The organism is Pseudoxanthomonas spadix BD-a59 (assembly GCF_000233915.3).
Classification (GTDB): Bacteria; Pseudomonadota; Gammaproteobacteria; order Xanthomonadales; family Xanthomonadaceae; genus Pseudoxanthomonas_A; species Pseudoxanthomonas_A spadix.
On the sequence record NC_016147.2, the window covers coordinates 1,272,356 to 1,297,388 of the forward strand.

The 25,033-nt window shown below is 68.2% G+C and carries 23 protein-coding genes, 1 tRNA gene and 1 pseudogene; 16 read left to right on the forward strand and 9 right to left on the reverse strand.

The features are described from left to right. Nucleotide 1: 1 nt before the first annotated feature. Both DSC_RS05735 and DSC_RS05740 read left to right on the forward strand, forming a co-directional pair. Nucleotides 2–271, forward strand: a pseudogene (locus DSC_RS05735) (dihydrodipicolinate synthase family protein); the annotation flags it as partial. 188 nt (nt 272–459) lie between these two features. Further along, nucleotides 460–981, forward strand: coding sequence for a hypothetical protein (locus tag DSC_RS05740; RefSeq protein WP_014160196.1), 522 nt, complete (start codon nt 460–462; stop codon nt 979–981). A gap of 108 nt (nt 982–1,089) precedes the next feature. Here the strand turns inward: DSC_RS05740 and fdxA are convergent, their stop codons facing one another. Together fdxA and DSC_RS05750 are read right to left on the reverse strand one after the other, a co-directional pair. After that, complete coding sequence (fdxA, locus tag DSC_RS05745; RefSeq protein WP_014160197.1) at nt 1,090–1,413, reverse strand: ferredoxin FdxA; 324 nt, start codon at nt 1,411–1,413, stop codon at nt 1,090–1,092. Nucleotides 1,414–1,539: 126 nt separating this feature from the next. Further along, nucleotides 1,540–1,614, reverse strand: a tRNA-Glu gene (locus DSC_RS05750). A 41-nt stretch (nt 1,615–1,655) separates the two neighbouring features. On the opposite strand from DSC_RS05750, the gene pcnB reads away from it, so the two are divergent. The 6 genes from pcnB (at nt 1,656) to pgi (ending at nt 7,208) form a co-directional block, all read left to right on the forward strand. After that, complete coding sequence (pcnB, locus tag DSC_RS05755; protein WP_083833485.1) at nt 1,656–3,044, forward strand: polynucleotide adenylyltransferase PcnB; 1,389 nt, start codon at nt 1,656–1,658, stop codon at nt 3,042–3,044. 2 nt (nt 3,045–3,046) lie between these two features. Beyond that, complete coding sequence (gene folK, locus DSC_RS05760) at nt 3,047–3,538, forward strand: 2-amino-4-hydroxy-6-hydroxymethyldihydropteridine diphosphokinase (protein ID WP_014160199.1); 492 nt, start codon at nt 3,047–3,049, stop codon at nt 3,536–3,538. A gap of 9 nt (nt 3,539–3,547) precedes the next feature. Continuing rightward, complete coding sequence (gene panB / locus DSC_RS05765) at nt 3,548–4,360, forward strand: 3-methyl-2-oxobutanoate hydroxymethyltransferase (protein WP_014160200.1); 813 nt, start codon at nt 3,548–3,550, stop codon at nt 4,358–4,360. 43 nt (nt 4,361–4,403) lie between these two features. Beyond that, the gene (panC, locus tag DSC_RS05770; RefSeq protein WP_014160201.1) at nt 4,404–5,246 is read left to right on the forward strand and encodes a pantoate--beta-alanine ligase; all 843 of its coding nucleotides are present in this window, start codon (nt 4,404–4,406) and stop codon (nt 5,244–5,246) included. Between the two features lie 79 nt (nt 5,247–5,325). After that, complete coding sequence (panD, locus tag DSC_RS05775) at nt 5,326–5,706, forward strand: aspartate 1-decarboxylase (RefSeq protein WP_014160202.1); 381 nt, start codon at nt 5,326–5,328, stop codon at nt 5,704–5,706. Continuing rightward, complete coding sequence (gene pgi, locus DSC_RS05780) at nt 5,706–7,208, forward strand: glucose-6-phosphate isomerase (protein ID WP_014160203.1); 1,503 nt, start codon at nt 5,706–5,708, stop codon at nt 7,206–7,208. The genes panD and pgi overlap by 1 nt, the downstream gene beginning before the upstream one ends. A gap of 86 nt (nt 7,209–7,294) precedes the next feature. Here pgi and queG read toward each other — a convergent pair whose 3' ends face one another. Further along, the gene (queG, locus tag DSC_RS05785) at nt 7,295–8,365 is read right to left on the reverse strand and encodes a tRNA epoxyqueuosine(34) reductase QueG (protein WP_014160204.1); all 1,071 of its coding nucleotides are present in this window, start codon (nt 8,363–8,365) and stop codon (nt 7,295–7,297) included. A 25-nt stretch (nt 8,366–8,390) separates the two neighbouring features. Between queG and DSC_RS05790 the strand changes: the two genes are divergently transcribed. The 6 genes from DSC_RS05790 (at nt 8,391) to DSC_RS05815 (ending at nt 15,826) form a co-directional block, all read left to right on the forward strand. Continuing rightward, entirely contained in the window at nt 8,391–9,872 is a 1,482-nt protein-coding gene (locus tag DSC_RS05790; RefSeq protein WP_014160205.1) for a bifunctional ADP-dependent NAD(P)H-hydrate dehydratase/NAD(P)H-hydrate epimerase, read from the forward strand. Further along, nucleotides 9,872–10,327: a tRNA (adenosine(37)-N6)-threonylcarbamoyltransferase complex ATPase subunit type 1 TsaE gene (tsaE, locus tag DSC_RS05795; protein ID WP_014160206.1), complete on the forward strand. Its 456-nt coding sequence runs from the start codon at nt 9,872–9,874 to the stop codon at nt 10,325–10,327. Before DSC_RS05790 ends, tsaE begins: the two co-directional genes overlap by 1 nt. Before the next feature lie 107 nt (nt 10,328–10,434). Then, nucleotides 10,435–12,060 (forward strand): N-acetylmuramoyl-L-alanine amidase, encoded by a 1,626-nt coding sequence (locus DSC_RS05800; RefSeq protein ID WP_014160207.1) that lies wholly within the window; start codon nt 10,435–10,437, stop codon nt 12,058–12,060. 62 nt (nt 12,061–12,122) lie between these two features. Then, nucleotides 12,123–13,955, forward strand: a complete 1,833-nt coding sequence (gene mutL, locus DSC_RS05805; RefSeq protein ID WP_014160208.1) for a DNA mismatch repair endonuclease MutL — start codon at nt 12,123–12,125, stop codon at nt 13,953–13,955. Continuing rightward, nucleotides 13,955–14,893, forward strand: a complete 939-nt coding sequence (locus DSC_RS05810) for a DUF1684 domain-containing protein (protein ID WP_014160209.1) — start codon at nt 13,955–13,957, stop codon at nt 14,891–14,893. The genes mutL and DSC_RS05810 overlap by 1 nt, the downstream gene beginning before the upstream one ends. An 18-nt stretch (nt 14,894–14,911) precedes the next feature. Next, a complete protein-coding gene (locus tag DSC_RS05815) occupies nt 14,912–15,826 on the forward strand; it encodes a TraB/GumN family protein (protein WP_014160210.1) in 915 nt (304 codons plus the stop codon). Nucleotides 15,827–15,867: 41 nt separating this feature from the next. On the opposite strand, the gene rnfB is transcribed toward DSC_RS05815, so the two are convergent. From rnfB to DSC_RS05835, 4 genes are all read right to left on the reverse strand, one after another. After that, the gene (gene rnfB / locus DSC_RS05820) at nt 15,868–16,278 is read right to left on the reverse strand and encodes an Rnf electron transport complex subunit RnfB (RefSeq protein ID WP_014160211.1); all 411 of its coding nucleotides are present in this window, start codon (nt 16,276–16,278) and stop codon (nt 15,868–15,870) included. Nucleotides 16,279–16,331: 53 nt separating this feature from the next. Further along, nucleotides 16,332–18,398, reverse strand: a complete 2,067-nt coding sequence (gene metG, locus DSC_RS05825) for a methionine--tRNA ligase (RefSeq protein WP_014160212.1) — start codon at nt 18,396–18,398, stop codon at nt 16,332–16,334. Nucleotides 18,399–18,511: 113 nt separating this feature from the next. After that, nucleotides 18,512–18,958 (reverse strand): DUF2147 domain-containing protein, encoded by a 447-nt coding sequence (locus DSC_RS05830; RefSeq protein ID WP_014160213.1) that lies wholly within the window; start codon nt 18,956–18,958, stop codon nt 18,512–18,514. 245 nt (nt 18,959–19,203) lie between these two features. Next, nucleotides 19,204–22,050: a TonB-dependent receptor domain-containing protein gene (locus tag DSC_RS05835; protein ID WP_014160214.1), complete on the reverse strand. Its 2,847-nt coding sequence runs from the start codon at nt 22,048–22,050 to the stop codon at nt 19,204–19,206. Between the two features lie 248 nt (nt 22,051–22,298). Between DSC_RS05835 and apbC the strand changes: the two genes are divergently transcribed. Together apbC and dcd are read left to right on the forward strand one after the other, a co-directional pair. Further along, nucleotides 22,299–23,138, forward strand: a complete 840-nt coding sequence (apbC, locus tag DSC_RS05840) for an iron-sulfur cluster carrier protein ApbC (RefSeq protein WP_043290440.1) — start codon at nt 22,299–22,301, stop codon at nt 23,136–23,138. Between the two features lie 73 nt (nt 23,139–23,211). Beyond that, nucleotides 23,212–23,781, forward strand: a complete 570-nt coding sequence (gene dcd, locus DSC_RS05845; protein ID WP_014160216.1) for a dCTP deaminase — start codon at nt 23,212–23,214, stop codon at nt 23,779–23,781. A gap of 55 nt (nt 23,782–23,836) precedes the next feature. On the opposite strand, the gene DSC_RS05850 is transcribed toward dcd, so the two are convergent. Continuing rightward, entirely contained in the window at nt 23,837–24,244 is a 408-nt protein-coding gene (locus DSC_RS05850; protein ID WP_014160217.1) for an HIT domain-containing protein, read from the reverse strand. Between the two features lie 14 nt (nt 24,245–24,258). Continuing rightward, nucleotides 24,259–24,930 carry a dienelactone hydrolase family protein gene (locus DSC_RS05855; protein WP_014160218.1) on the reverse strand — a complete coding sequence of 224 codons (672 nt, stop codon included), beginning with the start codon at nt 24,928–24,930 and terminating at the stop codon, nt 24,259–24,261. Nucleotides 24,931–25,033 lie beyond the last annotated feature (103 nt).

Sequence of the window (25,033 nt, forward strand, 5' to 3'; positions counted from 1 at the left end):
TTTGTCCCTTCCCGGATGCATCACCGCCCTGGCCACGCCGTTTTCCGGCGCTGGCACGCTCGACCAGGATGCCTGGCGCGGCCTGCTGAACCTGCAGCTGCGCGGTGGCGTGCAGGGCGTAGTGGTGGCCGGATCGACCGGCGAGGCGGCCGCGCTGTCCGATGATCAAGATCGCGTCCTGACCTGCGAAGCGGTGCAGCTGGTCGAAGGCGCGATGCCGGTGGTCGCCGGCACCGGCCCGATGAACACCGGGACCATCGCCCAGACTCGTTCCGGGCCGCCTCCCGCCGGCGGCGTTGCCCCGGCTGTGCGCCTGGCGCCTCAGGGCGATCCTGCCGCGGCGAGCGCATGGGACGCGCAACTGGCAGAATTCCACGCCTAGCCAGGGCCTGCGCCAGAGGCGTACTGCTCGCGGCCCGACTTCAACGGCCTGAATTTTAAAAAATGGAGATTCATCCAATGCGTTTTTCCCGTGCTTCGCGTCTCGCCTTGCCAGTGGTGCTGGCGATGTCCATCGTCGGCCTGTCCGGCTGCAAGTGGTTCCACAAGGGGCCCAAGGGCGACTACGCGCTGGCCGAGCAGGAGCGTCCGCTGGAAGTCCCGCCCGACCTGAACGTACCCAGCACTGCCGGCGCCATGCAGGTGCCGACCGTGGCCACCGGCGCTGCCGCCGGCGCCGGCCAGCAGAGCGGGCCTTCGAGCGTGAACACCTCCGGCTTCAACGTGGCCGGCACCCGCGAGGAGGTCTTCACCAGGGTAGGCCAGGCGCTGGGCACGGTCGATGGCCTGACCATCGCCAGCAGCGCGCAACTGCTGGGCAGCTACGACGTGTCCTACCAGGGCCAGAGCTTCCTGGTGCGGGTCTCACCCACCGCCTCGGGGACCTACGTGTCGGCGGTCGATCCGCGCGGCGTGCCGGCCAATGGCCCGGAAGCCACCCGCCTGATGGCGGAGCTGAAGAACAAGCTCGGCGGGACCTGATCGGTCCGCCGATGGCTGCTCACGGGAAAGGCGCCGATGGCGCCTTTCCCGTTGATCCCGGTCTGGAGCCGGGGCGGGTCCCCGAGCGGGCGTGGCGGTGCGGCGCCTTCAGCGTTGCAGCAGCGGCAGCTTGCCGGGCTTGCCTTCCCAGTCGGCGGCGTCGGGCAACGGCTCCTTGCGCACGGTGATCACCGGCCAGGCCTTGGCCAGTTCGGCATTGAGTGCCACGAAGGCCTCCTGGCCGGCCGGCACGTCGTCTTCGGGATAAATTGCGTTGATCGGACATTCCGGCTCGCACAGGGTGCAGTCGATGCATTCGTCCGGGTCGATCACCAGGAAGTTGGGGCCTTCATGGAAACAGTCCACCGGGCACACCTCGACGCAGTCGGTGTACTTGCACTTGATGCAGTTCTCGGTGACGACGAAGGGCATGACAGATCCGGTGGCGCGCAACAAGGGGGCTGGCAATTCTATAGGAAGCCCCCGGCATGATTCAGGCCGGACGCAAATGAAAAGACCCGGCGTGGGCCGGGTCTGATCACTTCCAGGCAGTCGCGGTGGTGCTCCCTAGGGAATTCGAATCCCTATTTTAGCCTTGAGAGGGCCACGTCCTAACCGTTAGACGAAGGGAGCGTTTTGGCCGCGAGCGCTTAGCTGGTTAGTATATCGGCAGCATTGGCCCCCGGCAATCGGGTCGGCCGCTCAAATACACGGAAGCCGCAATCATCACCGCCGAACTCCAGCCCATCGTCATTCCCCGCGAGGCGCACACCATCTCGCGTCGGGATATCAGTCCCAATGCCCTGCGCGTGCTGTATCGCCTGCGCGATGCCGGCTTCTCGGCGTATCTGGTCGGTGGCGCGGTCCGCGACCTGCTGGTCGGGCAGCACCCGAAGGATTTCGACGTGGCCACCGACGCCACGCCCGAGCAGATCAAGCAGCAGTTCCGCAACTGCCGGCTGATCGGCCGCCGCTTCCGCCTGGCGCACGTGGTGTTTGGCCGCGAGATCATCGAGGTCGCCACCTTCCGCGCCAACAGCGACGACGGCAGCGGCGACCGCGAAACCCACGAGGATGGCCGCCTGCTGCGCGACAACGTCTACGGCTCGATCGAGGACGACGCGATCCGCCGCGACTTCACCGCCAACGCGCTGTATTACGCGATCGAGGATTTTTCGGTGCGCGACTACTGCGGCGGTTTCGAGGACGTGATGGCGCGGCGGCTGAGGCTGATCGGCGATCCCGAACAGCGCTACCGCGAAGACCCGGTGCGGATGCTGCGCGCGGTGCGCCTGGCGGCCAAGCTGGGTTTCACCATCGATGGGCCCACCGCCGACCCGATCCCGGTGCTGGCGCCGCTGCTGGCCGAGGCCGCGCCGGCGCGGCTGTTCGAGGAGATCCTCAAGCTGTTCCTGTCCGGCAACGCGGTGGCCAGCTTCCAGGGCCTGGAGCACAGCGGCCTGCTGCCGGTGCTGCTGCCGGAAAGCGCCGCGGCGCTGCAGTCCAACCGCAGCGGTGCGCTGCGCGCGATGTTGCTGGAAGGTCTGGCCGGCACCGATGCGCGGGTGGCCAATGACGAGCCGGTCTCGCCGGCGTTCCTGTTTGCACTGTTGCTGTGGCCGGCGTACTGCAAGGCGCTGATCGGCCTGCAGGCGCAGGGCGTCCATCCGGAAGAGGCCGCGCGCCGGGCCGCCGACCGGGTCACCGTGCACCAGCTCAATACCATCGCGCTGCCACGGCGCTTCTCGCTGCCGATGCAGGAAATCTGGCTGCTGCAGTCGCGCTTCTCCCAGCGCCAGCGCAAGCGGGTCACGCGCCTGCTGGCCCATCCACGCTTCCGCGCGGCGTTCGATTTCCTGGTGCTGCGCCAGTCGGCCTCGCCCGACCATGCGGCCGACGTGGAGTTCTGGACCCAGGCCCAGACCCAGACCAACGAGGAGCTTGCCGCGACCCTGGGCGTGGAGGTGCCCGGCGACAGCTACACCGACGAAGATGCGGTGCCGTCCAAGCGCCGCCGGCGCCGTCGTCGTCGCAGTGGCGCTGCGGGCGCAAGCGGGGAATGAGCATGGCGGTCACGGCCTGCATCGGCCTGGGGGCGAACCTGGGCGATGCGGCCGGCACGGTGCGCGCCGCATTGTCCGCGATCGGCGCGCTGCCCGGCACCACGCTGGTGTCGGCTTCGCCGCTGTACCTCACCCTGGCCTGGGGCATGCAGGCGCAGCCGGATTTCATCAACGCCGCCGCGCGCGTGGACACCACGCTGGACGCGCCGGCGCTGCTGGCCGCGCTGTTGGAGATCGAGCGCCAGTTCGGCCGCCAGCGCAGCGGCGAGCAGCGCTGGGGCCCGCGCACGCTGGACCTGGACCTGTTGCTCTACGGCGATGCGATGATCGAACTGCCTGGCCTGCAGGTGCCGCATCCGCGCCTGCATGAGCGCGCCTTTGCGCTGGTGCCGCTGGCCGATGTGGCGCCGGAACTGCGCATCGCCGGCCACGGGACGGTGCGGGAAGCTGCATTGCGCGTGGGCCATGACGCCATCCGGGTGATCAGTGGATAATGCGCGGCGATGAGTACCCACGCCGACAGCAAGCCCTGGACCGTTCCCGCCCTGCGCCAAGCCAAGCAGGCCGGGCAGAAACTGGTGATGTTGACCTGCTACGACTACGGCTTCGCGCGCACGCTTGATGCGGCCGGCGTGGATCTGATCCTGATCGGCGACTCGCTGGGCATGGTCGTGCAGGGCCACGATTCGACCCTGCCGGTGACCGTGGAGGCGATGGTCTACCACACGCGCATCGTCGCCCGCGGGCTGGCGCGCGCGCTGCTGGTGGCCGACCTGCCGTTCCAGGCCGATGCCACGCGCGAACGCGCCCTGGTTGCCTCGACCCAGCTGCTGCAGGTCGGCGCGCAGATGGTCAAGCTCGAAGGCGCCGGCCACAAGCTGGAGGTCATCCGCTTCCTGGCCGAGCGCGACATCCCGGTGTGCTCGCACCTGGGCCTGACCCCGCAGTCGGTGCTGTCCTTCGGTGGCTACAGGGTGCAGGGCCGCGAGGAGGCGGCAGCGGAAAAACTCCTGGCCGATGCCATCGCCGTGGCCAATGCCGGCGCCAGCCTGCTGGTGCTCGAGTGCGTGCCATCCGCGCTGGCCGCGCGCATCACCGCCGCGGTGGACATCCCCACCATCGGTATCGGCGCCGGCGCGCAGTGCGATGGCCAGGTGCTGGTGCTGCACGACCTGCTGGGCCTGGAGATGGGCCATCGCCGGCCGAAGTTCGTCAAGGATTTCCTGGCCGAAGGTGGCTCGGTCGCCGGCGCCGTGCGCGCCTATGCCGCCGCGGTGCGCGAGGGCAGTTTTCCCGATGCCGCGCACTCGTATTGATCGCGCCGTTTTCCACGACTCCCCACGCGCGGACAGGGCGCTCATGATCGAAACCATCACCGAACTGGACGCCCTGCGCGCCCGCGTCATGGGCTGGAAGCGCCAGGGCCTGCGGGTGGGCTTCGTGCCGACCATGGGCAACCTGCACGCCGGCCATTATTCGTTGATCATGCTGGTCCGGCAGTACGCCGATCGCGTGGTGTCCAGCGTGTTCGTCAACCCGACCCAGTTCGGGCCCAACGAGGACTACACTCGCTACCCGCGCACGCCCGATGCCGACACGACGGGACTGGAAGGCGCCGGCTGCGACGTGCTGTGGTTGCCCACGGTCGAATCGATGTATCCGTTCGGCATCGAGCTGGCGGCCAAGGTGCACGTGCCGGGCGTGAGCTCGGTGCTGGAAGGCGAATGCCGCCCGGGTCATTTCGATGGCGTGTGCACCGTGGTCAGCCGTCTGTTCAACCAGGTCGTGCCGGACGTGGCCGGCTTCGGCAAGAAGGACTATCAGCAGCTGGCGGTGATCCGACAGATGGTCACCGACCTGGCGTTCCCGATCCAGATCCTGGGCGGCAGCATCGTGCGCGAGGCCGATGGCCTGGCGATGAGCTCGCGCAACCAGTACCTGTCGGCCCAGGAGCGCCCGCGCGCGGCCGAGATCCGCCGCACCCTGCAGCAGATGCGCCAGGCCATGCTGGCCGGCACCGCGCGGGCGGAGGTCGAAGCGGCCGCGCGCGCGCACCTGACCGCTGCCGGTTTCCAGGTCGACTATGCCGTGGTGCGCCGACCGGACCTGTCCGAGCCGGGGCCGGCGGACACCGGTGCCCGGGTGGCGCTGATTGCCGCGCGCCTGGGCCGCACGCGCCTGATCGACAACCTGGAATTCTAAAAGGCGCCAGCGCTTGCACGGCCGCGTGCGGCGGGCGCTGCTAGACTCGCCGGCCTGTGTTCCCGGGGTCGATACGACGATGCAACTGAGCCTGCTCAAGACCAAGATCCACCGCGCCACCGTCACCCATTCGGAGCTGAATTACGAAGGCTCGGTGGCCATCGACGGCCACCTGCTCGACGCCGCCGGCATCCGCGAGTTCGAGCAGGTGCACATCTGGGACGTCACCAACGGCGCCCGCTTCAGCACCTATGCGCTGCGTGCCGACGAAGGCAGCGGCATCATCTCGCTCAATGGCGGCGCGGCCCGGCACGTGCAGGTCGGCGACATCATCATCATCGCCGCCTTCGCCGCGATGAGCGAGGCCGAAGCCGACCTGTTCAAGCCCACCCTGGTGTACGTGGACGGGTACAACCGCATCACCCACACCAACCAGTCGATTCCAAAGCAGGCCGCCTGATGACGAAGTTCGACGCGTTGCGCTCCCACGCTGCACGCCTGCGCGGTCTGCGCGCGCCGGACTTGCTGGAACAGGACCCTGCGCGCGCCTCGGAGTTCGCCCTGCGGGTCGGGCCGCTGTACGCCAGCTTCGCCCGCCAGGGCTATGACCGCCAGGCGCTGGCCGCGTTGCATGCGCTGGCCGCCGAGCTGGACCTGAAGGCCGCCTACCAGCGCCTGTTCTGCGGTGAAGTGGTCAATCCCACCGAAGGCCGCGCCGCATTGCACACCGCGCTGCGCAGCAACCTGACCCAGGGCAGGCTCGCGCAGGAGGCCCATGCCGAAGCGGCCAGGGTGCGCGCGCGCATGGGCCAGCTGGTGGCCGCGCTGGAAGCCAGCGAAGTCACCGACATCGTCAGCGTCGGCATCGGCGGCTCGGACCTGGGTCCGCGCCACGTGGTCGATGCGCTGGGTCCGCTGCAGCCGAAGCTGCGCGTGCACTTCATTTCCAATGTCGATGGCGCCGCCGCCCAGCGCACGCTGGCCGGGCTGGATCCTGCGACCACCGCGGCGATCCTGATCTCCAAGACCTTTGGCACCCAGGAGACCCTGCTCAACGGCCGGATCCTGGCCGAGTGGCTGGGCGGCAGCGAGCGCCTGTATGCGGTCAGCGCCAACCCGCAGCGCGCATCCGATGCATTCGACATTCCATCCGAGCGCGTGCTGCCGATGTGGGACTGGGTGGGCGGGCGTTATTCGCTGTGGTCGGCGGTGGGGTTTCCGATTGCGCTGGCGATCGGCTTCAGGAACTTCGAGGCGCTGCTGGAGGGCGCGGCGCTGATGGACCAGCACGTGCTGGAGGCCCCGGCCGAATCCAACCTTCCCATCCGCCACGGGCTGACCGCGATCTGGAACCGCAATGTGCTCGGCCACGCCGCCCATGGCGTGATGACCTATGACCAGCGCCTGGCGTTGCTGCCCAACTACCTGCAGCAGCTGGTGATGGAGAGCCTGGGCAAGTCCACGCGCATCGATGGCAGCCCGGTGGACTGCGAGACGGTGCCGGTGTGGTGGGGCGGGCCCGGCACCGACGTGCAGCACAGCTTTTTTCAGGCGTTGCACCAGGGCACCCAGATCGTGCCGCTGGATTTTGTCGGCACCATCCACAACGACGATCCATACACCGAAAACCACATCGCGCTGCTGTCCAACCTGCTGGCCCAGTCCGAGGCGCTGGCCAATGGCCAGGCCAGCGACGATCCGCACCGCAGCTACGCCGGCGGCCGCCCCAGCACCATGATCCTGCTCGACGCACTGACCCCGCAGTCGCTGGGCGCGCTGATCGCCATGTACGAGCACAGCGTCTACGCGCAGTCTTTGGCCTGGGGCATCAACGCCTTCGACCAGTTCGGCGTGGAGCTGGGCAAGCAGCTGGCCAGCGGCCTGCTGCCGGCACTCAAGGGCGTGGCGGAAGCCGAAGATCCGGTCACGCGCGCGCTGCTGGAGCAGATCCGCACGCGTTGAACCGTAGGGCGGGTCTTGACCCGCCATCGCGATATCGTTGAATTAACGGCGGCGGGTCGAGACCCGCCCTACGCCTCTGACGATCGTCAGGCCTCGTGTTGCGCCAGCGCCCAGCCCACATGTTCGCGCACCAGCGCGGAATCGTCTTCGCGTCGGCTGGCCAGGGCTTCCAGCACCGCCGGCGAGCTTGGTGCATTGCCCAGCGCCACGGCGATGTTGCGCAGCCAGCGCTGGTGCCCGCTGCGGCGGATGGGCGAGCCTTCTGTGCGGGTCAGGAACTCCGCTTCGTCCCAGGCGAACAGCTGCGGCAGCGTGGCCACGTCCAGGTCATTGCGGGCGCGGAAGTCCGGCTCGTCGGTGCGCCTGGCGAACTTGTTCCAGGGACATACCAGCTGACAGTCGTCGCAGCCGAAGATGCGGTTGCCGATCGGCTTGCGCAGCTCGATGGGGATCGGGCCTTCGTGTTCGATGGTCAGGTAGGCGATGCAGCGGCGCGCGTCCAGCCGGTGCGGGGCGATGATCGCCTGCGTGGGGCACACATCGATGCAGCGCACGCAGCTGCCGCAGTGGGCGCTGGCCGGGGTGTCCACCGGCAGCGGGATGTCCACGTAGATCTCGCCCAGGAAGAACCATGAGCCGCCGTGCCTGTCGATCAGGCAGGTGTGCTTGCCGATCCAGCCCAGCCCTGCGTTGCGGGCCAGGGCGCGCTCCAGCACCGGCGCCGAATCGACGAACACCCGATGGCCGATCGGCCCCACTTGCTCCTGCAGTCGCATCGCCAGTTTCTGCAGACGACCGCGCATGAGCTTGTGGTAGTCGCGGCCCAGCGCGTAGCGGGCGACGTAGGCGCGCTCGCCGTTGGCCAGCGTGGCCCAGGCCTGGCTGCTGTCATCGTGGCCGTAGTCCAGGCCGACCGAAATCACCCGCAGCGTGCCGGGGATCAGTTCGGCCGGGCGCGATCGCATGTCACCGTGCCGCGCCATCCAGTCCATCGAGCCGTACAGGCCTTCGGCCAGCCAGCTGCGCAGGTGCTCCTGGTCCTGGCCGAGCTCCACGCCGGTGATGCCGCAGCGCTGGAACCCCAGCTCGCGCGACAGTGCGCGCACCTGCGCAGCCAGCGCGTGCAGGTCGATCGGTGTGGCAGAGCAGGCACTCATGCGCGCAAGTATAGAATCGCGCGCCATGACCGCCTTGATTCCCCTGCACGGCAGCGCCGCGGCGCGTGCCCTGGACCAGCAGGCCAGTGCGCGGCTGGCCGGTGGTGCGTTCGAGCTGATGCAGCGCGCCGGCCACGCGGCCTGGCGGCAACTGCAGGCGCGCTGGCCCGATGCGCAACGCCTCACCGTGGTCTGCGGGCCGGGCAACAACGGCGGCGACGGCTACGTGCTGGCCCTGGCCGCACTGCAGGCACGCCGCGCGGTGGTGGTGCTGCACCTGGAAGAGCACGCCCCGCGCACCGACCTGGCCCAACGCGCCTGCACCGCCTACATCGCCGCCGGTGGCGCGATCGCGCTGTTCCCTGAGCAGTTTCCGGCGGCCGAGGTGGTGGTCGATGCGCTGTTCGGCATCGGCCTTGCGCGTGCGCCGGAAGGGCAGGCGCAGCGGCTGATCGAGGCGATCAACGCCCAGCCGGCGCCGGTGTTTGCCCTGGACGTGCCCAGCGGCATCGATGCCTCGCTGGCGACGGCGCCGGGTGTGGCGGTGCGCGCGCAGATGACCCTGCAGTTCATCGTGCGCCACCACGGCCTGTACACCGGCGCCGGCCTGGAACACGCCGGCGAGCTGGCCTTCGATGCGCTCGAAGTGCCCGCCGACCTGGTGCAGATGTCCGCACCCAAGGCCTTGTTGCTGACCCCGCAGCTGCTGCATACCTGGCTGCGGCCGCGCCGCCGCGACACCCACAAGGGCGAAAGCGGCCGGGTGCTGTTGATCGGCGGTGACCTGGGCCATGGCGGTGCGATCGCGATGACCGCCGAAGCCGCGCTGCGCAGCGGTGCCGGGCTGGTCAGCGTGGCCACCCGCAAGGCGCATGTCGGCCCGCTGCTTGCCCGTCGCCCGGAAGCGATGACCTACGCGGTGGAATCGGGCAGCGACCTGCAGCCGCTGCTCGATGCGGCCGACGTGGTCGCGATCGGCCCGGGGCTGGGCCAGGGCGACTGGGGCAGGGCCCTGCTGCGCCTGGCACTGGAGGCCGGCAAGCCGCTGGTGCTCGATGCCGACGCGCTCAACCTCATCGCGGCCAATCCGCGCCCGCTGGGCGATGCGATCCTCACCCCGCATCCGGGCGAAGCGGCGCGCTTGCTCGGGCGTACACCCAGGGAAGTGCAGGCCGACCGCTTTGGCGCCATCGCCCAGTTGTGCACGCGCCTGCACGCGACCGTCGTGCTCAAGGGTGCCGGTAGCGTGATCGCCAGCGAAGGCCAGCTGCCGCGCGTGATCGCCGCAGGCAATCCCGGCATGGCCACCGGCGGCATGGGCGACGTGCTGACCGGGGTGATCGCCGCCCTGCGCGCGCAGGGCCTGCCGTCGCTCGAAGCGGCCAGCGCCGGCGCCCTGCTGCACGGCATGGCCGGTGATGCCGCAGCCAGGCGCGGCCAGCGTGGCCTGCTGGCCAGCGACCTGTTCGCGCACCTGCAACCGCTGTCCAACCCGCAGCCGCGTTGATGCAGTTGCACCTGGCCACGGTCGAGGACACCGCCCGACTGGGCGCTGCGCTGGCCCGGACCCGGCCGCCGCTGGCCGCCGTGCACCTGCATGGTGACCTGGGCTCCGGAAAATCCACCCTGGCGCGGGCGCTGCTGCGCGCCCTGGGCGTGAGCGGCGCGATCCGCAGCCCGACCTACACCCTGGTCGAGCGCTATCCCATTGCCGGCGGAGAGGCCTGGCATCTGGATCTGTATCGGCTCGGCGATGCCAGCGAGCTGGATTTCCTGGGCCTGGACGAGGCAGTGGCCACGCTGTGGCTGATCGAATGGGCGGAAAAAGGCCGCGGCGGCCTGCCCCCGCCGGACCTTCAGATCCACCTGGCCATCGACGGCCAAGGGCGCAGTGCGCGTCTGCTGGCCGGCTCCGAGTCGGGCCGTGCCTGGCTGGCGCAACTGGCCGAAAGTGCCATTTAGAAGGTTCTTCTGTTGGCTGGCCGAGGAAGTTCAGGCAGGTCACGGATTATTAAGGGAAAAACGGGTTGCATTAGCAGGTCGTTAATGCTTGAATCCGGGGCATGCCAATGGGGAAAGCCGCAATCGCACTTGCCTTGGGGGGCGCTGTCCTGCTCCAGGGTAGCCTGTCGCCCGCGTTTGCCGGGCAGGTCAGTGGCATCGACCTGAGCAACGGTGTCACCGGCACCCGCGCGGAAATCACCCTGCAGGGGGCCGGCAAGTTCAAGATCCTGTCCCTGGCTGGCCCCGACCGCCTGGTGGTGGATCTGCCTGAGTCGTCGGCGCCGAAACAGCTCAAGCTGCCCGCGCCCACCGGGGTTGTCACCGCGGTGCGCACCGGCCAGCCCGTGCCGGGGACCGTGCGCGTGGTGTTCGAGCTGGCCTCGCCGGTCAAGGCCATGACCCCGCATATCGAGGGCAGCGGTGCGCAGTCGCGGCTGGTGATCGCGTGGCCCGGCGACGGCCAGCCGCCCGCGGCTGCACCTGCAAGGGCCGTAGCGCCGGCCGCTGCGCCGCAGGTCTCGGCCGCCCGTGCAACCTCGTCGCTGGCCGCCGAGGTGGTGCGTCAGGCCACCGCAGCCCCACCCGAACCAGCCGCCGCCATGCCGGCGCCCACGCCTACGCCGACGCCGCCCTCGGCCTCGCAGCAGGCGCCGGCTGCTGCTCTGGCCATGGCCATGCCCGGCGATCTTTCGCCGGCCGCCATCCTGGCCGGTCAACCGGTGCCGGGTATCATCGTGCCTGCGCCGAGCAAGCCGCAGACCGTCGCCCCGGCGGTGACCATCGCCACCGGCCGTCCCGCGCCGAGCGAACCGCAGACCGTCGCCCCCGGGGTGACCATTGCCACCGGCCGACCGGCGCCGGTCGAACCCAAGACGACCGTGGCCGATCAGCCGGCCACCACCCTGCCGCAGCCCAGGCTGGCCATGCGCGCCGGCATGCGCCCGCTGGTGATCGCCATCGACGCCGGCCACGGTGGCCAGGACTCGGGCGCGATCGGCCCGACCGGCAAGTACGAGAAGAACGTGACCCTGGCCATCGCCCGCGAACTGGCCCGCCAGATCGATGCCACGCCGGGCCTGAAGTCCTACCTCACCCGCAATGGCGACTACTTCATCCCGCTCAACCAGCGGGCGGTGAAGGCGCGTGCCGCGCATGCGGACATGTTCATCTCGATTCACGCCGATGCCGCGGAAAACCGCAGCGCCAGCGGTTCGTCGGTGTATGTGCTCTCGCTCAAGGGCGCCACCTCGCAGCGCGCGCGCTGGCTGGCCGACAAGGAAAACGCCTCCGACCTGATCGGCGGCCGCAGTCTGCAGAGCGTGGACAGCACCCTGGGCTCGGTCCTGATCGACCTGGCCCAGAGTGGCCACATGAAGGCTTCCGAGGACGCTGCTGGCCACGTCCTGGCCGGCCTCAAGCAGGTCGGCAACGCGCACAAGACCAGCCTGGAAAAGGCCAACTTCGCGGTGCTGCGCACCTCGGACATGCCGGCGATGCTGGTGGAGACCGCATTCATCTCCAACTACAGCGAAGAAAGGCAGCTGACCGATCCCAGCTTCCAGCGCGGGATCGCCAGGGCGGTGCTTGGAGGCGTGGAAACCTATTTCAGCCGCTCGCCGCCGCCGGGCACGCTGTTCGCCGCGCGCGCGCAGGCCGCTTCGACTGGCAGTGCCGGCGGCGGCGCGCCATAAGCCGCCGGGCCCAGTCGGCTATCATCGAGGCTGGCTTTTCTCCTTCGCGCCGCGTGCGCGTGATGCCCGTGCCGATCCGCCAGCTGCCCGAGACCCTGATCAACCAGATCGCCGCCGGTGAAGTGGTCGAACGACCTGCCTCGGTGGTCAAGGAGCTGGTGGAAAACGCCCTGGACGCCGGCGCGCAGCGGGTCGACATCGACCTGGAGGAAGGCGGCATCGGCCTGATCCGGATCCGCGACGACGGCGGCGGCATCGCCCCTGAGGAGCTGGCGCTGGCGCTCTCGCGCCACGCCACCAGCAAGATCGCCTCGCTGGACGATCTGGAAGCCGTGGCCACGCTCGGCTTCCGTGGCGAAGCACTGCCGTCGATCGCCTCGGTCAGCCGCCTGTCGCTGAGCTCGCGCCGTGCCCATGACGCACATGGCGCGACCCTGCAGGTCGACGGCGGCCGCCTCGGCCAGGTCGGTCCCTGCCAGCACGGGCAGGGCACCACGGTGGAAGTGCGCGAGCTGTTCTACAACGTGCCGGCAAGGCGCAAGTTCCTGCGCGCCGAACGCACCGAACTGGGCCATATCGAAGAATGGCTGCGCTCGCTGGCCTTGGCGCGGCCGGACGTGGAGCTGCGCGTCTCGCACAACGGCCGGGCCTCGCGTCGCTACAAGGGCGGCAGCCAGGCCGAGCCGGCCCTGCGCCTGCACGAAACCCTGGGCCAGGATTTCGCCAGCCAGGCGCTGCGCGTGGAGCACAGTGCTGCCGGCCTGCGCCTGCACGGCTGGATCGCCCAGCCGGCCTATTCGCGCGCCAGTGCCGACCAGCAGTACCTCTACGTCAACGGCCGCCCGGTGCGCGACCGCAACATCGCCCACGCGGTCAGGTTGGCCTATCAGGACGTGCTCCATCACGGCCGCCAGCCGGCCTATGTGCTGTTCCTGGAGCTGGATCCGGCGCGGGTGGATGTCAACGTGCATCCGGCCAAGCACGAGGTGCGCTTCCGCGAGTCGCGCATGATCCACGACTTTGTCCACCGCACCCTGCACGAAGCGCTGGCCGCAACGCGCGCCGGCGTGGCCGGCGGCGTCGAGCAGGCGCCGGTGCAGGCGATGCCGTTCGCGCAGGCGGCCTACGGCGTGCCCGCAGCGGCGGCGATGCCGCAGCCCCTGCAGTGGACCGGCGCCCGGCAGTCGCCGCTGGGCCTGCGCGTGGCCGATGCCCCCAGCGCCTATGCGGCGCTGTACAACAGCCCGTCGCCGCGCACGGCCGAGCCGGCGCCGGTGTCGCCGATGCCAGCCAACGATGGCCAAGGCGGCACGCCACCGCTGGGCTACGCGCTGGCCCAGCTGCACGGCATCTACATCCTGGCCGAAAACGCGCAGGGCCTGATCGTGGTCGACATGCACGCCGCGCACGAGCGCATCGGCTACGAACGTTTGAAGACCGCGCACGACGGCATTGGCCTGACCGCGCAGCCCTTGCTGGTGCCGATGACCCTGGCCGTGGCCGAACGCGAAGCCGACGTCGCCGAGCGCGAAGCGGCCACCCTGACCGAACTGGGTTTCGACCTCACCCGCAGCGGCCCGCAGACCCTGATCGTGCGCAGCGTGCCGGCATTGCTGGCCCATGCCGAACCCGGCGCGCTGCTGCGCGACGTGCTGGCCGACCTGCGCGAACATGGCCAGAGCCGGCGCGTGGCCGCCGCGCGCGACCAACTGCTGTCCACCATGGCCTGCCACGGCGCGGTGCGCGCCAACCGCAGGCTGACCTTGCCCGAAATGAACGCACTGCTGCGCGATATGGAAATCACCGAGCGCTCCGGCCAGTGCAATCACGGACGCCCGACCTGGGCACATTTCGGCCTGGCCGAAATCGACAAGTGGTTTCGACGGGGACGCTGATGAAACGCGCGACGGAAGCATGCCTGGTCGCGCTGGCCCTGGTGCTGGCAGGCTGCAGCGACAAGCCCGCGCCACAGGCGGAACAGGCGCTGACTTCCGACACCACCTTCCTGGCCGACAACGCCATCTGGCAGACCGAGCGGCGCAACGCGCTGCTGGCGCCCGATGGCTGGACCAGCCTGGTCGGCCTGCACTGGCTGGAACTGAAATCCCACTACATCGGCAGCGGTCCCGGCAGCGGCATCAGGCTGGAGGTCGGCCCGCCCAGACTGGGCCTGGTCCAGCAGCTGGGTGGCAAGGTGTACTTCACGCCCGAGCGCGGTGTGGCGATGACCGCCGACGGCCAGCCGCTGACCCGCCGCATCCAGTTGATCGACGACCAGTCCGGCAAGGCGACGGTGATCGGCTTCGATGACGGTGCCAACCAGATGACCCTGATCCGCCGCGGCTCGCGCCTGGGCCTGCGGATCAAGAGCGCCAACGCACCGGCGCGGCTGCAGTTCACCGCGCTTGAATACTGGCCGCCCGACCCGTCGTGGCGGATCCAGGGCAGGTTCATCGCCAGCGCGCCGGGCAGCACGTTGACCTTCACCGACATGGTGGGCAATACCGTGGCCGCGCCCAGCCCGGGCGTGATCGAGTTTGAGCGCGATGGCAGGCCGTACCGGCTGACCGCGATGGAGGGCGAGGACGGCGGTCTGTTCCTGGTCATGGCCGACCGCACCAGCGGGCATGGCTCGTATCCGGCCGGGCGGTTCCTGGACGCGCCGGCGGCCGATGCATCGGGCAAGGTCGTGCTGGACTTCAACCGCGCCTACAACCCGCCGTGCGTGTTCACCCGCTTTGCGACCTGTCCGTTGCCGCCGGCCGAAAACCGCCTGGACCTGCTGGTCGATGCGGGCGAGAAGATCTACACCGGGCCGGTGGGCTCGCACTGACTCAAGGCGGTTGCAAGCATGTTCCTGCGTTGTTGTGTGCTGACCGGCCTGCTGTGTGTGGCAGCGTGGTCCTTCGCTGCGTCCGTGGCGCCGCCGGTGCCGCTGCTGTGGAAGGCCAGCCATGGCCAGCACACGCTGTACCTGCTGGGCTCCTTCCACCTGCTCACGCCGCAGGACTATCCGCTCGCGCCCGAGGTGCAGGCGGCCTTCGCCGACGCCGAGCAGCTGCTGCTGGAGCTGTCCCCGGAGGAACTGGATTCGCCCGCGCTGGGCCAGGCCATGCTGGCCGCCGCGCAGCTGCCGGCGGGCGATTCGCTGCAGCGCCACCTCAAGCCAGCCACCTGGAAGGCGTTGCAGGCCTATGCGCAGGCCAACAACCTGCCGCTGGATTCACTGCAGCACCTGGAGCCGTGGCTGGTGGCCACCTCCATCAGCCTGCAGGAGATGGCCAGGCAGGGCCTGGATGCGCAGCTCGGCCTGGACCTGCATTTCGGCAACCTGGCCAGGCAGGAAGGCAAGCCGGTGGCCGGCCTGGAACTGGGCCAGGAGCAGATCGACATGCTCGATGGCATGTCGCCGGCCGAACAGGAGCAGTACATGGCCGAGACCCTGGACGATGCCGGCAGCAGCGGCGCCCGCGAAACCCAGCGCCTGCACGCGGCCTGGCGCGCCGGCGACGTGCAGGCCCTCAGCGACGGCCTGGCCGCCGACATGAAGCGCCAGTACCCGGCGCTCTACCAGCGCATCAACGTCGCCCGCAACGAGGCCTGGCTGCCCAAACTCCAGGCCCGCCTCGATGGTCCCGGGCACGAGGACACCCTGGTCGTGGTCGGCGCCCTGCACCTGCTGGGCAGCGACGGGGTGGTCGAGAAGCTGCGGGCCAGGGGCTACGAGGTGGAGCGGATCTGCAAGGCCTGCAAGCAAGCGGATTGATCGAGCGCCAGCCAGGCCGGTGTCCACTTCGAATCAGCCTCTCAGGCCGCCGGCACCATCTCGATGCAGTCCACCGGGCATGGCGGCAGGCACAGCCCACAGCCGGTGCACAGGTCCTCCAGCACCGTGTGCATGAACTTGGCGCCGCCAACGATGGCATCGACCGGACAGGCCTGGATGCACTTGGTGCAGCCGATGCAGTCGGCCTCCACGATCAATGCGACCTGCGGTGGCAGGTGCTGACCGCGCTGGCGATCGAAAGGCTGCACCGGGACCTTGAGCAGCCGTGCCAGGGCGCGGGCGCCCTCGTCACCGCCCGGCGGGCAACGCTCCACGCCGGCCTCGCCGCGGGCCATGGCCTGGGCATAGGGACGACAGCCGTCGAAACCGCATTGGCCGCACTGGGTCTGCGGCAGCAGGCGGTCCAGGCGTTCGACCAGGTCGGCAGGCAAGGTGCTCACGGCTGGCGAAGGCTGCACAGTGCGCCGCAGCAGCAGCGATGCGCTCAGCGCACCGGCATGCCGGGCTGGGCGCTGTCGTCGGCACTGAGCAGCGCCGGCGCGTCGCCGTCGAAACCAGCCGACAGGATCATCCCTTCGCTCATCCCGAAGCGCATCTTGCGCGGGGCCAGGTTGGCGATGAACACCACGTTGCGGCCGACCAACTTGTCTGGCTCGCCATAGCTGGCGCGGATGCCGGAGAAGATCTGGCGCTTGCCCAGCGCGCCGGCATCCAGTTCGAAGCGCAGCAGCTTGTCCGAGCCTTCGACGAACTCGCAGGCCAGCACCTTGCCGATGCGCAGGTCGAGCCTGGCGAAATCGTCCATGCCGATCAAGGCCGCGCCGTCCGCGGCAGGCGCCGGAGCCTGCACGGTGTCCTTGTTCTTGTCCTGCGGCTTGGCCGCCAGCGCAGGCGGGGTGGCGAGGGTATCCTTGGAAGCCTCGGTCATGGCATCGATGAGCTTGGGATCGATCCGGGTGAACAGCGGCGTATAGGGCTGGATGACGTGCGCGGTCAGCGGCGCGTCCAGGTCGGCCCAGGTCTGCACGGGCGCGGACAGGAAGGCTTCGGCTTCGGCACTGGTGCGTGGCAGCACCGGCTTGAGTGCGGCCGCCAGCACCCGGAACAGGTTCAGGCCCTGGCTGCACACGGCCTGCAGCTGGGCGTGTGCGCCTTCCTGCTTGGCGATGACCCATGGCTTTTGCTCGTCGATGTACCGGTTGGCCTCGTCGGCCAGCGCCATGATCTGGCGAATCGCCGCGGCGGCATCGTTGCGCTCGTAGGCCTCGCGGATCGGTGCCAGGGCCTGGACGAAGCGGGTGTACTGGGCGGGGTCGGGCAGCGCGTCGGCCAGCTTGCCGTCGAAGCGCTTGCCGATGAAGCCGGCGCAGCGGCTGGCCAGGTTGACGAACTTGCCGACCAGGTCCGCGTTCACGCGGGCGACGAAATCGCCCAGGTTCAGATCCAGGTCGTCGGTGCCGCCGGAGGACTTGGCCGCGAAGTAGTAGCGCAGCGCTTCCGGCTCCAGGCCCACATCCAGGTAGGTCCGGGCCATGACGAAGGTGCCGCGCGACTTGGACATCTTGGCGCCGTCGACCATCAGGTAGCCGTTGACGTGCAGGCGCGTGGGCGCGCGGTGGCCGGTGCCGTGCAGCACCGCCGGCCAGAACAGGCCGTGGAAGTTGACGATGTCCTTGCCGATGAAATGGTGCAGCTCGGTCTGCGTGCCGGCGGCCAGGTGCGACTGGAAGTCCTCGCCGATGCGCGCGCACAGGTTCTTGAAGCTGGACAGGTAGCCGATCGGCGCGTCCAGCCAGACGTAGAAGTACTTGCCTGGGTGGCCGGGAATCTGGAAGCCGAAATACGGCGCATCGCGCGAGATGTCCCACGCGCGCAGGCCGCCTTCGGCATCCAGCCATTCCATCAGCTTGGCCTTGACCCCGGGGCGGGCGACCTCGCCGGCCAGCCACTGCCGCAGGAAACCATCGAAGTGGCCGACCTCGAAGAAGAAGTGCTCCGAATCGCGGATCTCCGGCGGCACTCCGGACAGCACCGAGCGCGGCTGGATCAGTTCGGTCGGGGCGTAGGTGGCGCCGCAGTGCTCGCAGTTGTCGCCGTACTGGTCGGCGCTGCCGCAGTTGGGGCAGGTGCCCTTGATGTAGCGGTCCGGCAGGAACATGCCCTTGGCGGTGTCGTAGAACTGGGCCACGCTGCGGCGGCTGATGTGGCCGTCCTGTTCCAGCCTGGTGTAGAAGCCTTCGGTCAGCTCGCGGTTGGTGGGGCCGTTGGTCGAGTCGTAGTTGTCGAAGGCCACACCGAAGGCGGCGAAGTCGCGCTCGTGGCTGGCCTGGATGTTGGCGATGAAGGCTTCGGGGGTGACCCCGGCCTGTTCGGCGGCCAGCATGATCGGGGTGCCGTGGGTGTCGTCGGCGCAGACGAAGAAGGTCTTGTCGCCGCGCAGGCGGCGGGCGCGCACCCACACGTCGGCCTGGATGTAGCCGACCAGGTGGCCCAGGTGCAGGGGGCCGTTGGCGTAGGGCAGGGCAGTACTGACGAGTGCGGTGCGGGTCATGGCGATCAAGCGGCTGGGGTCGCCGATTATCGCATGGGCACCGCGCAGGCCTTCGGAAGCGGGACGGCCCGGATCAAGGCCGGGCCGTCCTGGTCAAGCGCTGCGGCGATGCGTCATTCGCGCACCCAGGTCTGGGCGCGGCAGATGAAGGCGATGCAGCCGGAGACGTCCAGCTTCTTGCCGCCCGGCTGCAGCTCCAGCTTGGACTTGTAGGTCTTGCCGTTGTTCGGGTCCAGGATCGTGCCGCCGGCCCATTCATTGGCGCCGTCCGCTTTGAGATGCCAGAGAATGGTCATGCCCTTGATCGGCTTGTCCTTGCGCTCGCCGGTGCAGGCCTTGCACAGCGGGTTGGGCCCGTCGTCCGACTTGAGGATCTCCACCACCTTGCCGGTCAGGCCGCTGCCGTCGCTGGCCTGGCTGATCTCCACGATCGACCTCACCTCGCCGGTCTTGTCGTCGATGGTCTTCCAGCGGCCAACGGCGCCATCGGCGGCCATCGCCGCCGAACTCGCGCCGGCCAGGGCCAGCAGGGACAACGTGATCAGCTTGGTCTTGCGCATGACTCCCCTCCCAGGGGTTGAGTGGTGATGCTTTATACCGTAGCGGGGCGTGTGGTGGGCCACTTACTGTAAGCGCGCTCGATCGCCGAAAGATCCAGTCCTTTCGCAAGCCTTCCGCAGTTGTGCTTCGCGATTCCCCCGCCATGGCAGCACATCCAGAGAGTGCGCCCGTGCCGGGCGCACCAAAAGAAAAGGCCCCTTGCGGGGCCTTCTCCGATTCTATGCGGCGACGCTGCTGCTTGGCATCAGAATTCGATGCGTGTCTGCAGGTATACCGAACGGCCATACGCGTTGTTCAGGTAGGTGTTGTAGGGTGTATTGGTGCTGGTTGGGTATGCAGAGGGATAGAACGGGTACTTGTTGAACAGGTTGTTCACCTGTAGCGAGACCCGCAGGCCTTCGGCTGCCCGGTAATCGATTCCCAGGTTGTGCGTGACGTAGGTGCCGAAGCGGCCTGCCTCGGCGCCGAATGCATTCACGGCATTCCAGCTGTTGGTCGCCTGGGCGACCCAGTTCGGCGTCGAGCCGCGCAGCAGCGTGAACCACGTCGTGGTCCAGTCGCCGACGTTCCAGCCTAGTGAGCCCTCGGCGCTCCATTTCGCCCCGTCGACATACATCTGGGCAGGCGAATCGAGGCGGTCGACCACGGGCAGGTCTGGGAAGTTCTGCAGTTCGTGCTTGAGCTTGTTGCTGTAGGAACCATTGAATTTCAGGCTGCCCCAGCGGCCGATGTCCTGCAGATAGTTGGTCTGCAGCAGCAGCAGGTTCAAGCGTTGTTGGGCGATGTTGATCCGTGGCGTGAAAACTTCCTCAAGCCGATCTCCTGGGCCGCGCGCGATCCAGCTGGAGACGTCACTGCAGGACGCGATCGCGCGGCCGGGCTGCCCGACAGAGCAATAGTATTCCTGCTCCAGGATGTCGCGGGCGCTGATCTGCCTGGGCTCGTCTTCGATCTTCCAGCTGTAGTAGTCGGCCGAAAAGGAGAACGTGTCCATCGGCGCCCAGACGAACCCGGCGTTCCAGGTGTCGGCGCTGGTCGATTCCAGGCCGGTGTTGCCGGCGCGGGCAGTGATGATCTGCTCCGAGTTGTACGCGCAGCCGCTGATGTCGTCGGGCGTGTGCCCTCCGTTTGCAGGCAGGCTGCAGCGATAGAAGTCCGGTACGTAGCTGTACGCAGTGCTGCGCCCCTGAAACAGGTCTGACAGCGTGGGCGCGCGGAACGCGGTGCCGTACTTGCCGCGCAGCAGCAGGCTCTTGATCGGCCGATACTCCAGGCCCGCGCTCCAGGTGAACTTGTCAAGCGTGTCGATCTCCGAAGCCTCGAATGCGTCATAACGCCCGGAGAGGGTCACGGTGAGCTGGTCCCAGAATGGCAGGCGCAGCTCGCTGTAGCCGGCGTACTTGCTGCGGTGCCCCGCGCCGGCGATGGCCGAGGTACCCCAGAGCTCGCCGTTCAGCTTTGCGGCAGACGGGGAATAATCCCAGCCTTCGCTGCCGGCCTCGACACCGAACGCCAGGCCGGCGCTACCGCCGGGCAAGCCGAACAGATCGGCATTGGTCAAGATCGTGCGGAACAGGTTGTCCCAAGTCTTGGAACGGTCGGTTTCGTAGCCGGTGAACTGGGCCATCTGCGCCGGTGTCAGAGCCGAGAAGTAATTCCCGTAGTCAGGTCGATAGATTGGGAAGTTGCCGTAGATCGGGTGCGCGTAAGTGCCCAGGACCGGCCCAAAGATGTTCTGCTCCCAATAGGCAGCAAGTGGGTCCGCGTATCGCGAGAACCCCACTTCGTCCAGTTCGTACTCGTTGCGGGTGAAACTTGCGTTGTAATCCCAAGATTCCCCGAATGAGCCTTCGATGCCGAGTGTCGCGGTATAGCTCTCGGTCTTGTTCCGGCTCATGATGTCCTTGAAGCTGCCGACTTCCTCCGGGGCGAACGCGCGCTGCATGTACAGCAGTTGGCCGAAATCCGGATCGTAGTAGTCGTCCGAGCCGTACCAGAAGACGTTCGATCCGGCGAAGTACTTGGAGGTCTCGCGGTTGTAGAGCAATTCGCCATAGAGGCTGGCGCGGTCGTTCAGTTCGAACGTGGTGCGATTGAAATATTGGGTGCTTTCTTTCTCGTTGCTGATCGTGGTGTAGCCGCCGCTATACATCGTGCCGCAATATGCGCCGGTATAGCGGGGGCGCGTCTGGTAGCCCTGGGTGCCGCCGAAAAGCCCCTCGGGACAACTGACCCCATCCGGCCACGGATAACGCGTCCCGCCCAGGGAGGGCAGCAGCACGATGTCGCGCGAGGCAGCGATGTTCTGCGGGTCATAGCCGTCGAAGTTGTAGTGCTTCATCTCGTCGCGTTGATAGCGCCAGATCGGATCTTTCTTCTCATACTGGATCGAGTTGATCATGTTCAAGCGGTTGTCGAGCGCGTTGAGGCCGTTGGTCAGGCTGAAACGGGTGGAGGAGCCGCCGCCATCGCTGTAGCCGCCGGCACGCACGTTCACAGTGGTGCCCTCGTAGTTGGACACCATGATGAAGTTGACCACGCCCGCAAGCGCATCCGAGCCATACAGGGACGACGCGCCGCCGGGGATGATTTCGACCCGCTCGACGGCATCGATCGGGATGCCGCTGATGTTGTTGAACACGTCCGCACCGTTGTACAGGGCCGGGTAGTTCTGCATCGGCCGTCCGTTGATCAGGTATTTTGTGTAGCCTGGCGGCAGGCCGAAGAAGCTCACTGCCTCTGCGCCCTGGGTGAAGGTGTTGGCCGTCTGCCCGCCTTGCGAGCCGCCGCTGCCGAAGGTCGAGGAACGCAGCACGTCGGCGATGCTGGTGAATCCGCGCGACCGGATTTCTTCCTGGGTGACGACGATGACCGGCGTGGCTGTCTCGATCTCGCTACGAGGGATCAAGGAACCGGTCACGGTTACCCGGTCCAGGTCGGTGGCACTTTTCTTTGCGGCGCTTTCGTCATTGGACTGGGCGACCGCGATCGCCGCCAGGGGCAGGGTGGCGGCAGCGAGTAACGCCGCAGTCAGGCGATGACGCTTGGGCTTGCGAAGGCCTGAGAAAGCTTGCGAAGGCTTGCGAAACATGGGGCTTCCTTGTGAGGGCGTGGTTGGCAGCGTCTGGCCGGTGGGGAAGTTTGCGAGAGGCTCAATCACAGGCCGCCTGCTGGATCAGTCCCCACTGACTTAAGCGGAAAATTAACATCGGATTAATGAGGTATGTCAATACAGGCAAAAATGTCATCTTTTATTGTTATGCGACACCTTTGGTGACTTCCGTGGGCGTTCTTGGGACCGATCTGGGGAAGTTCCGATCATTGGGGGACAATGGCGCCATGAACACTCGCGCACACCAGCCCCAAGGCGGCTTGCAGCCCCATCCCCGCGTCCGCAACGTCATCGCCATCGGCTCCGGCAAGGGCGGGGTGGGCAAGTCGACCACGGCGGTGAATCTGGCGCTGGCCCTGGCGGCCACCGGAGCCAGGGTCGGCGTGCTGGACGCGGACATCTACGGGCCGAGCATTCCGGCCATGCTGGGGCTGTCGGGGCGGCCGGAGAGCCCGGACAACAAGTCGATCGAACCGCTGCGGGCATTTGGCCTGGAAGCGATGTCGATCGGCCTGCTGATCGATCCGGACACGCCGATGGTCTGGCGCGGGCCGATGGCCACCGGGGCCCTGACCCAGTTGTTCAACGACACCCTGTGGGGCGATCTGGACTACCTGCTGGTCGACCTGCCGCCGGGCACCGGCGACATCCAGCTGACCCTGTCGCAGAAGATCCCGGTGGCCGGCGCGGTGATCGTGACCACCCCGCAGGAGATCGCCACCCTGGATGCGCGCAAGGCGCTGAAGATGTTCGAAAAGGTCAACGTGGCCGTGCTGGGCATCGTGGAGAACATGGCCCAGCACGTGTGCAGCAACTGCGGGCACGTCGAGCACCTGTTCGGCCAGGGCGGCGGGCAGGCGATGGCCGCCGCCTATGGCGTGCCGCTGCTGGGCTCGCTGCCGTTGGACGTGCGCATCCGCGAGCAGGGCGATGCCGGCGAGCCGGTGCTGGTGGCCGCGCCGGATTCGGCCGTGGCCCAGGCCTATCGCCAGGTGGCGGCAGCCCTGGTGGCCGAGCTGGACAAGCGCCCGCGCGCGGCCATGCCGATCGCGTCCTCGCTGCTCTGAAAGTCCGCTACGGCCGGCCGTGGCCCCTTACAATGCGCGGCTTAGCCACCGTAACGCACGGGAACCGCACCGCATGAGCATCAAGTCCGACCGCTGGATCAGGCGCATGGCCCAAACGCAGGGCATGATCGAGCCGTTCGAGCCGGGCCAGGTCAAGCACGATGCGCAGGGCCATCGCATCGTCAGCTACGGCACTTCCAGCTACGGCTACGACGTGCGCTGCTCGCGTGAATTCAAGGTGTTCACCAACATCAACTCCACCATCGTCGACCCGAAGCACTTCGACAGCGGCAGCTTCGTGGACGTGGAGTCGGATGTGTGCATCATCCCGCCCAACAGTTTCGCGCTGGCGCGCACGGTGGAGTATTTCCGCATCCCGCGCAGCACCCTGGTGGTGTGCCTGGGCAAGAGCACCTACGCGCGCTGCGGGATCATCGTCAACGTCACTCCGCTGGAGCCGGAGTGGGAAGGCCACGTGACGCTTGAATTCTCCAACACCACGCCGCTGCCGGCGCGCATCTACGCCAACGAAGGCGTGGCGCAGATGCTGTTCTTCGAGTCCGACGAAGTCTGCCAGACCAGCTACAAGGACCGCGGCGGCAAGTACCAGGGCCAGACCGGGGTGACCCTGCCGCGGACCTGAGCGTGTAGTGACGGCTGCTTTGCGAGGCGAACGGCGCCGCTCTGGCGTCCGGGAATCAGCCCAGCAAGGCGCGCCAGTGGCTCAGTTGTTGTTCCAGCGCCTGCGCGCTGTGGCGTTGCGGTGGGCCGCTGCCCCAGACCGGGCCCGGCCAGGCGGGGTCGCCGGTGTGGCGGCCGACCAGGTGCACGTGCAGCTGGCGCACGCTGTTGCCCAGCGCGCCGATGTTGAGTTTCTCCACGCCGGGCCGGGTGCGCAGCAGCTGGCCGACCTGGTTGACCTCGGCCAGCAGCAGGCGCTGCTGGGCCCCGTCCAGCTCGATCCATTCGCTGGCATCGGCCAGGCGCGGTACCAGCAGCAGCCAGGGAAAGCGCGCATCGTTCATCAGCCGCACCTGCGACAGCGGCCCGTCGGCGACGAACACGCTGTCGGCGGCCAGGCGCGGGTCCAGGCTGAAATCGCGCACCTGCGCCGATCCGATCAGCCGACGTGTTTGCGCAGGAACGCCAGCGCACGGGCAAAGGCGGTCCTGGCGCTGGCCGGGTCGTACACCGCCGGACTGGCGTCGCGGTTGAAGGCGTGGTTGGCCGGGTAGGTGAACACCTCCATGTCCGGCCAGGCCTTGCGCTGGGCTTGGACGATGTCGGCGCTGATGTACGGGTCCAGCTCGCCGAAGTGGAACTGCACCGGCGCCTTGAGCGGCTGGTCCAGGAAATCGCCGTTGCGGCCGCCGTAGTAGCTGATGCTGGGCAGGGCCAGGCGCTGGGCGGCGAGCAGGGCGACCGTGCCGCCCCAGCAATAGCCGACCGTGGCAACCTTGTCCTGGCCTGTCGCCGTGCGCGCGGCCCGGGCCGCGATCTCCACCACGTCCACTGCGGCATCCAGGCCGATGGTGTTGGCGATCTCCAGGCCGCGCTGGGTGCTGGCCTGGTCATAGGGCAGTTCCAGGCCGGGCTCGACCAGGTCGAAGAACGCCGGCGCGATCGCCAGGTAGCCTTCGGCGGCGTACTGCTCGGCCACGTTGCGGATGTGTTCGGTCACGCCGAAGACTTCCTGGATGACGACCAGGCCGCCGCGCGGCGCACCCGCCGGTTCGGCCTGCCAGGCGGCCACCGGCCCCTTGGAGGTGGTGAGCGTGATCCATTGACCCATGGGCTGTCCCTCTTCAAGCAGGATGTGGGACGCGGAGTCTAAATGACCGCGCAGTACGGTTCCGTTGCGGGACTGCCGTCAGTGCGTCGCGCCGGGCGCAGAT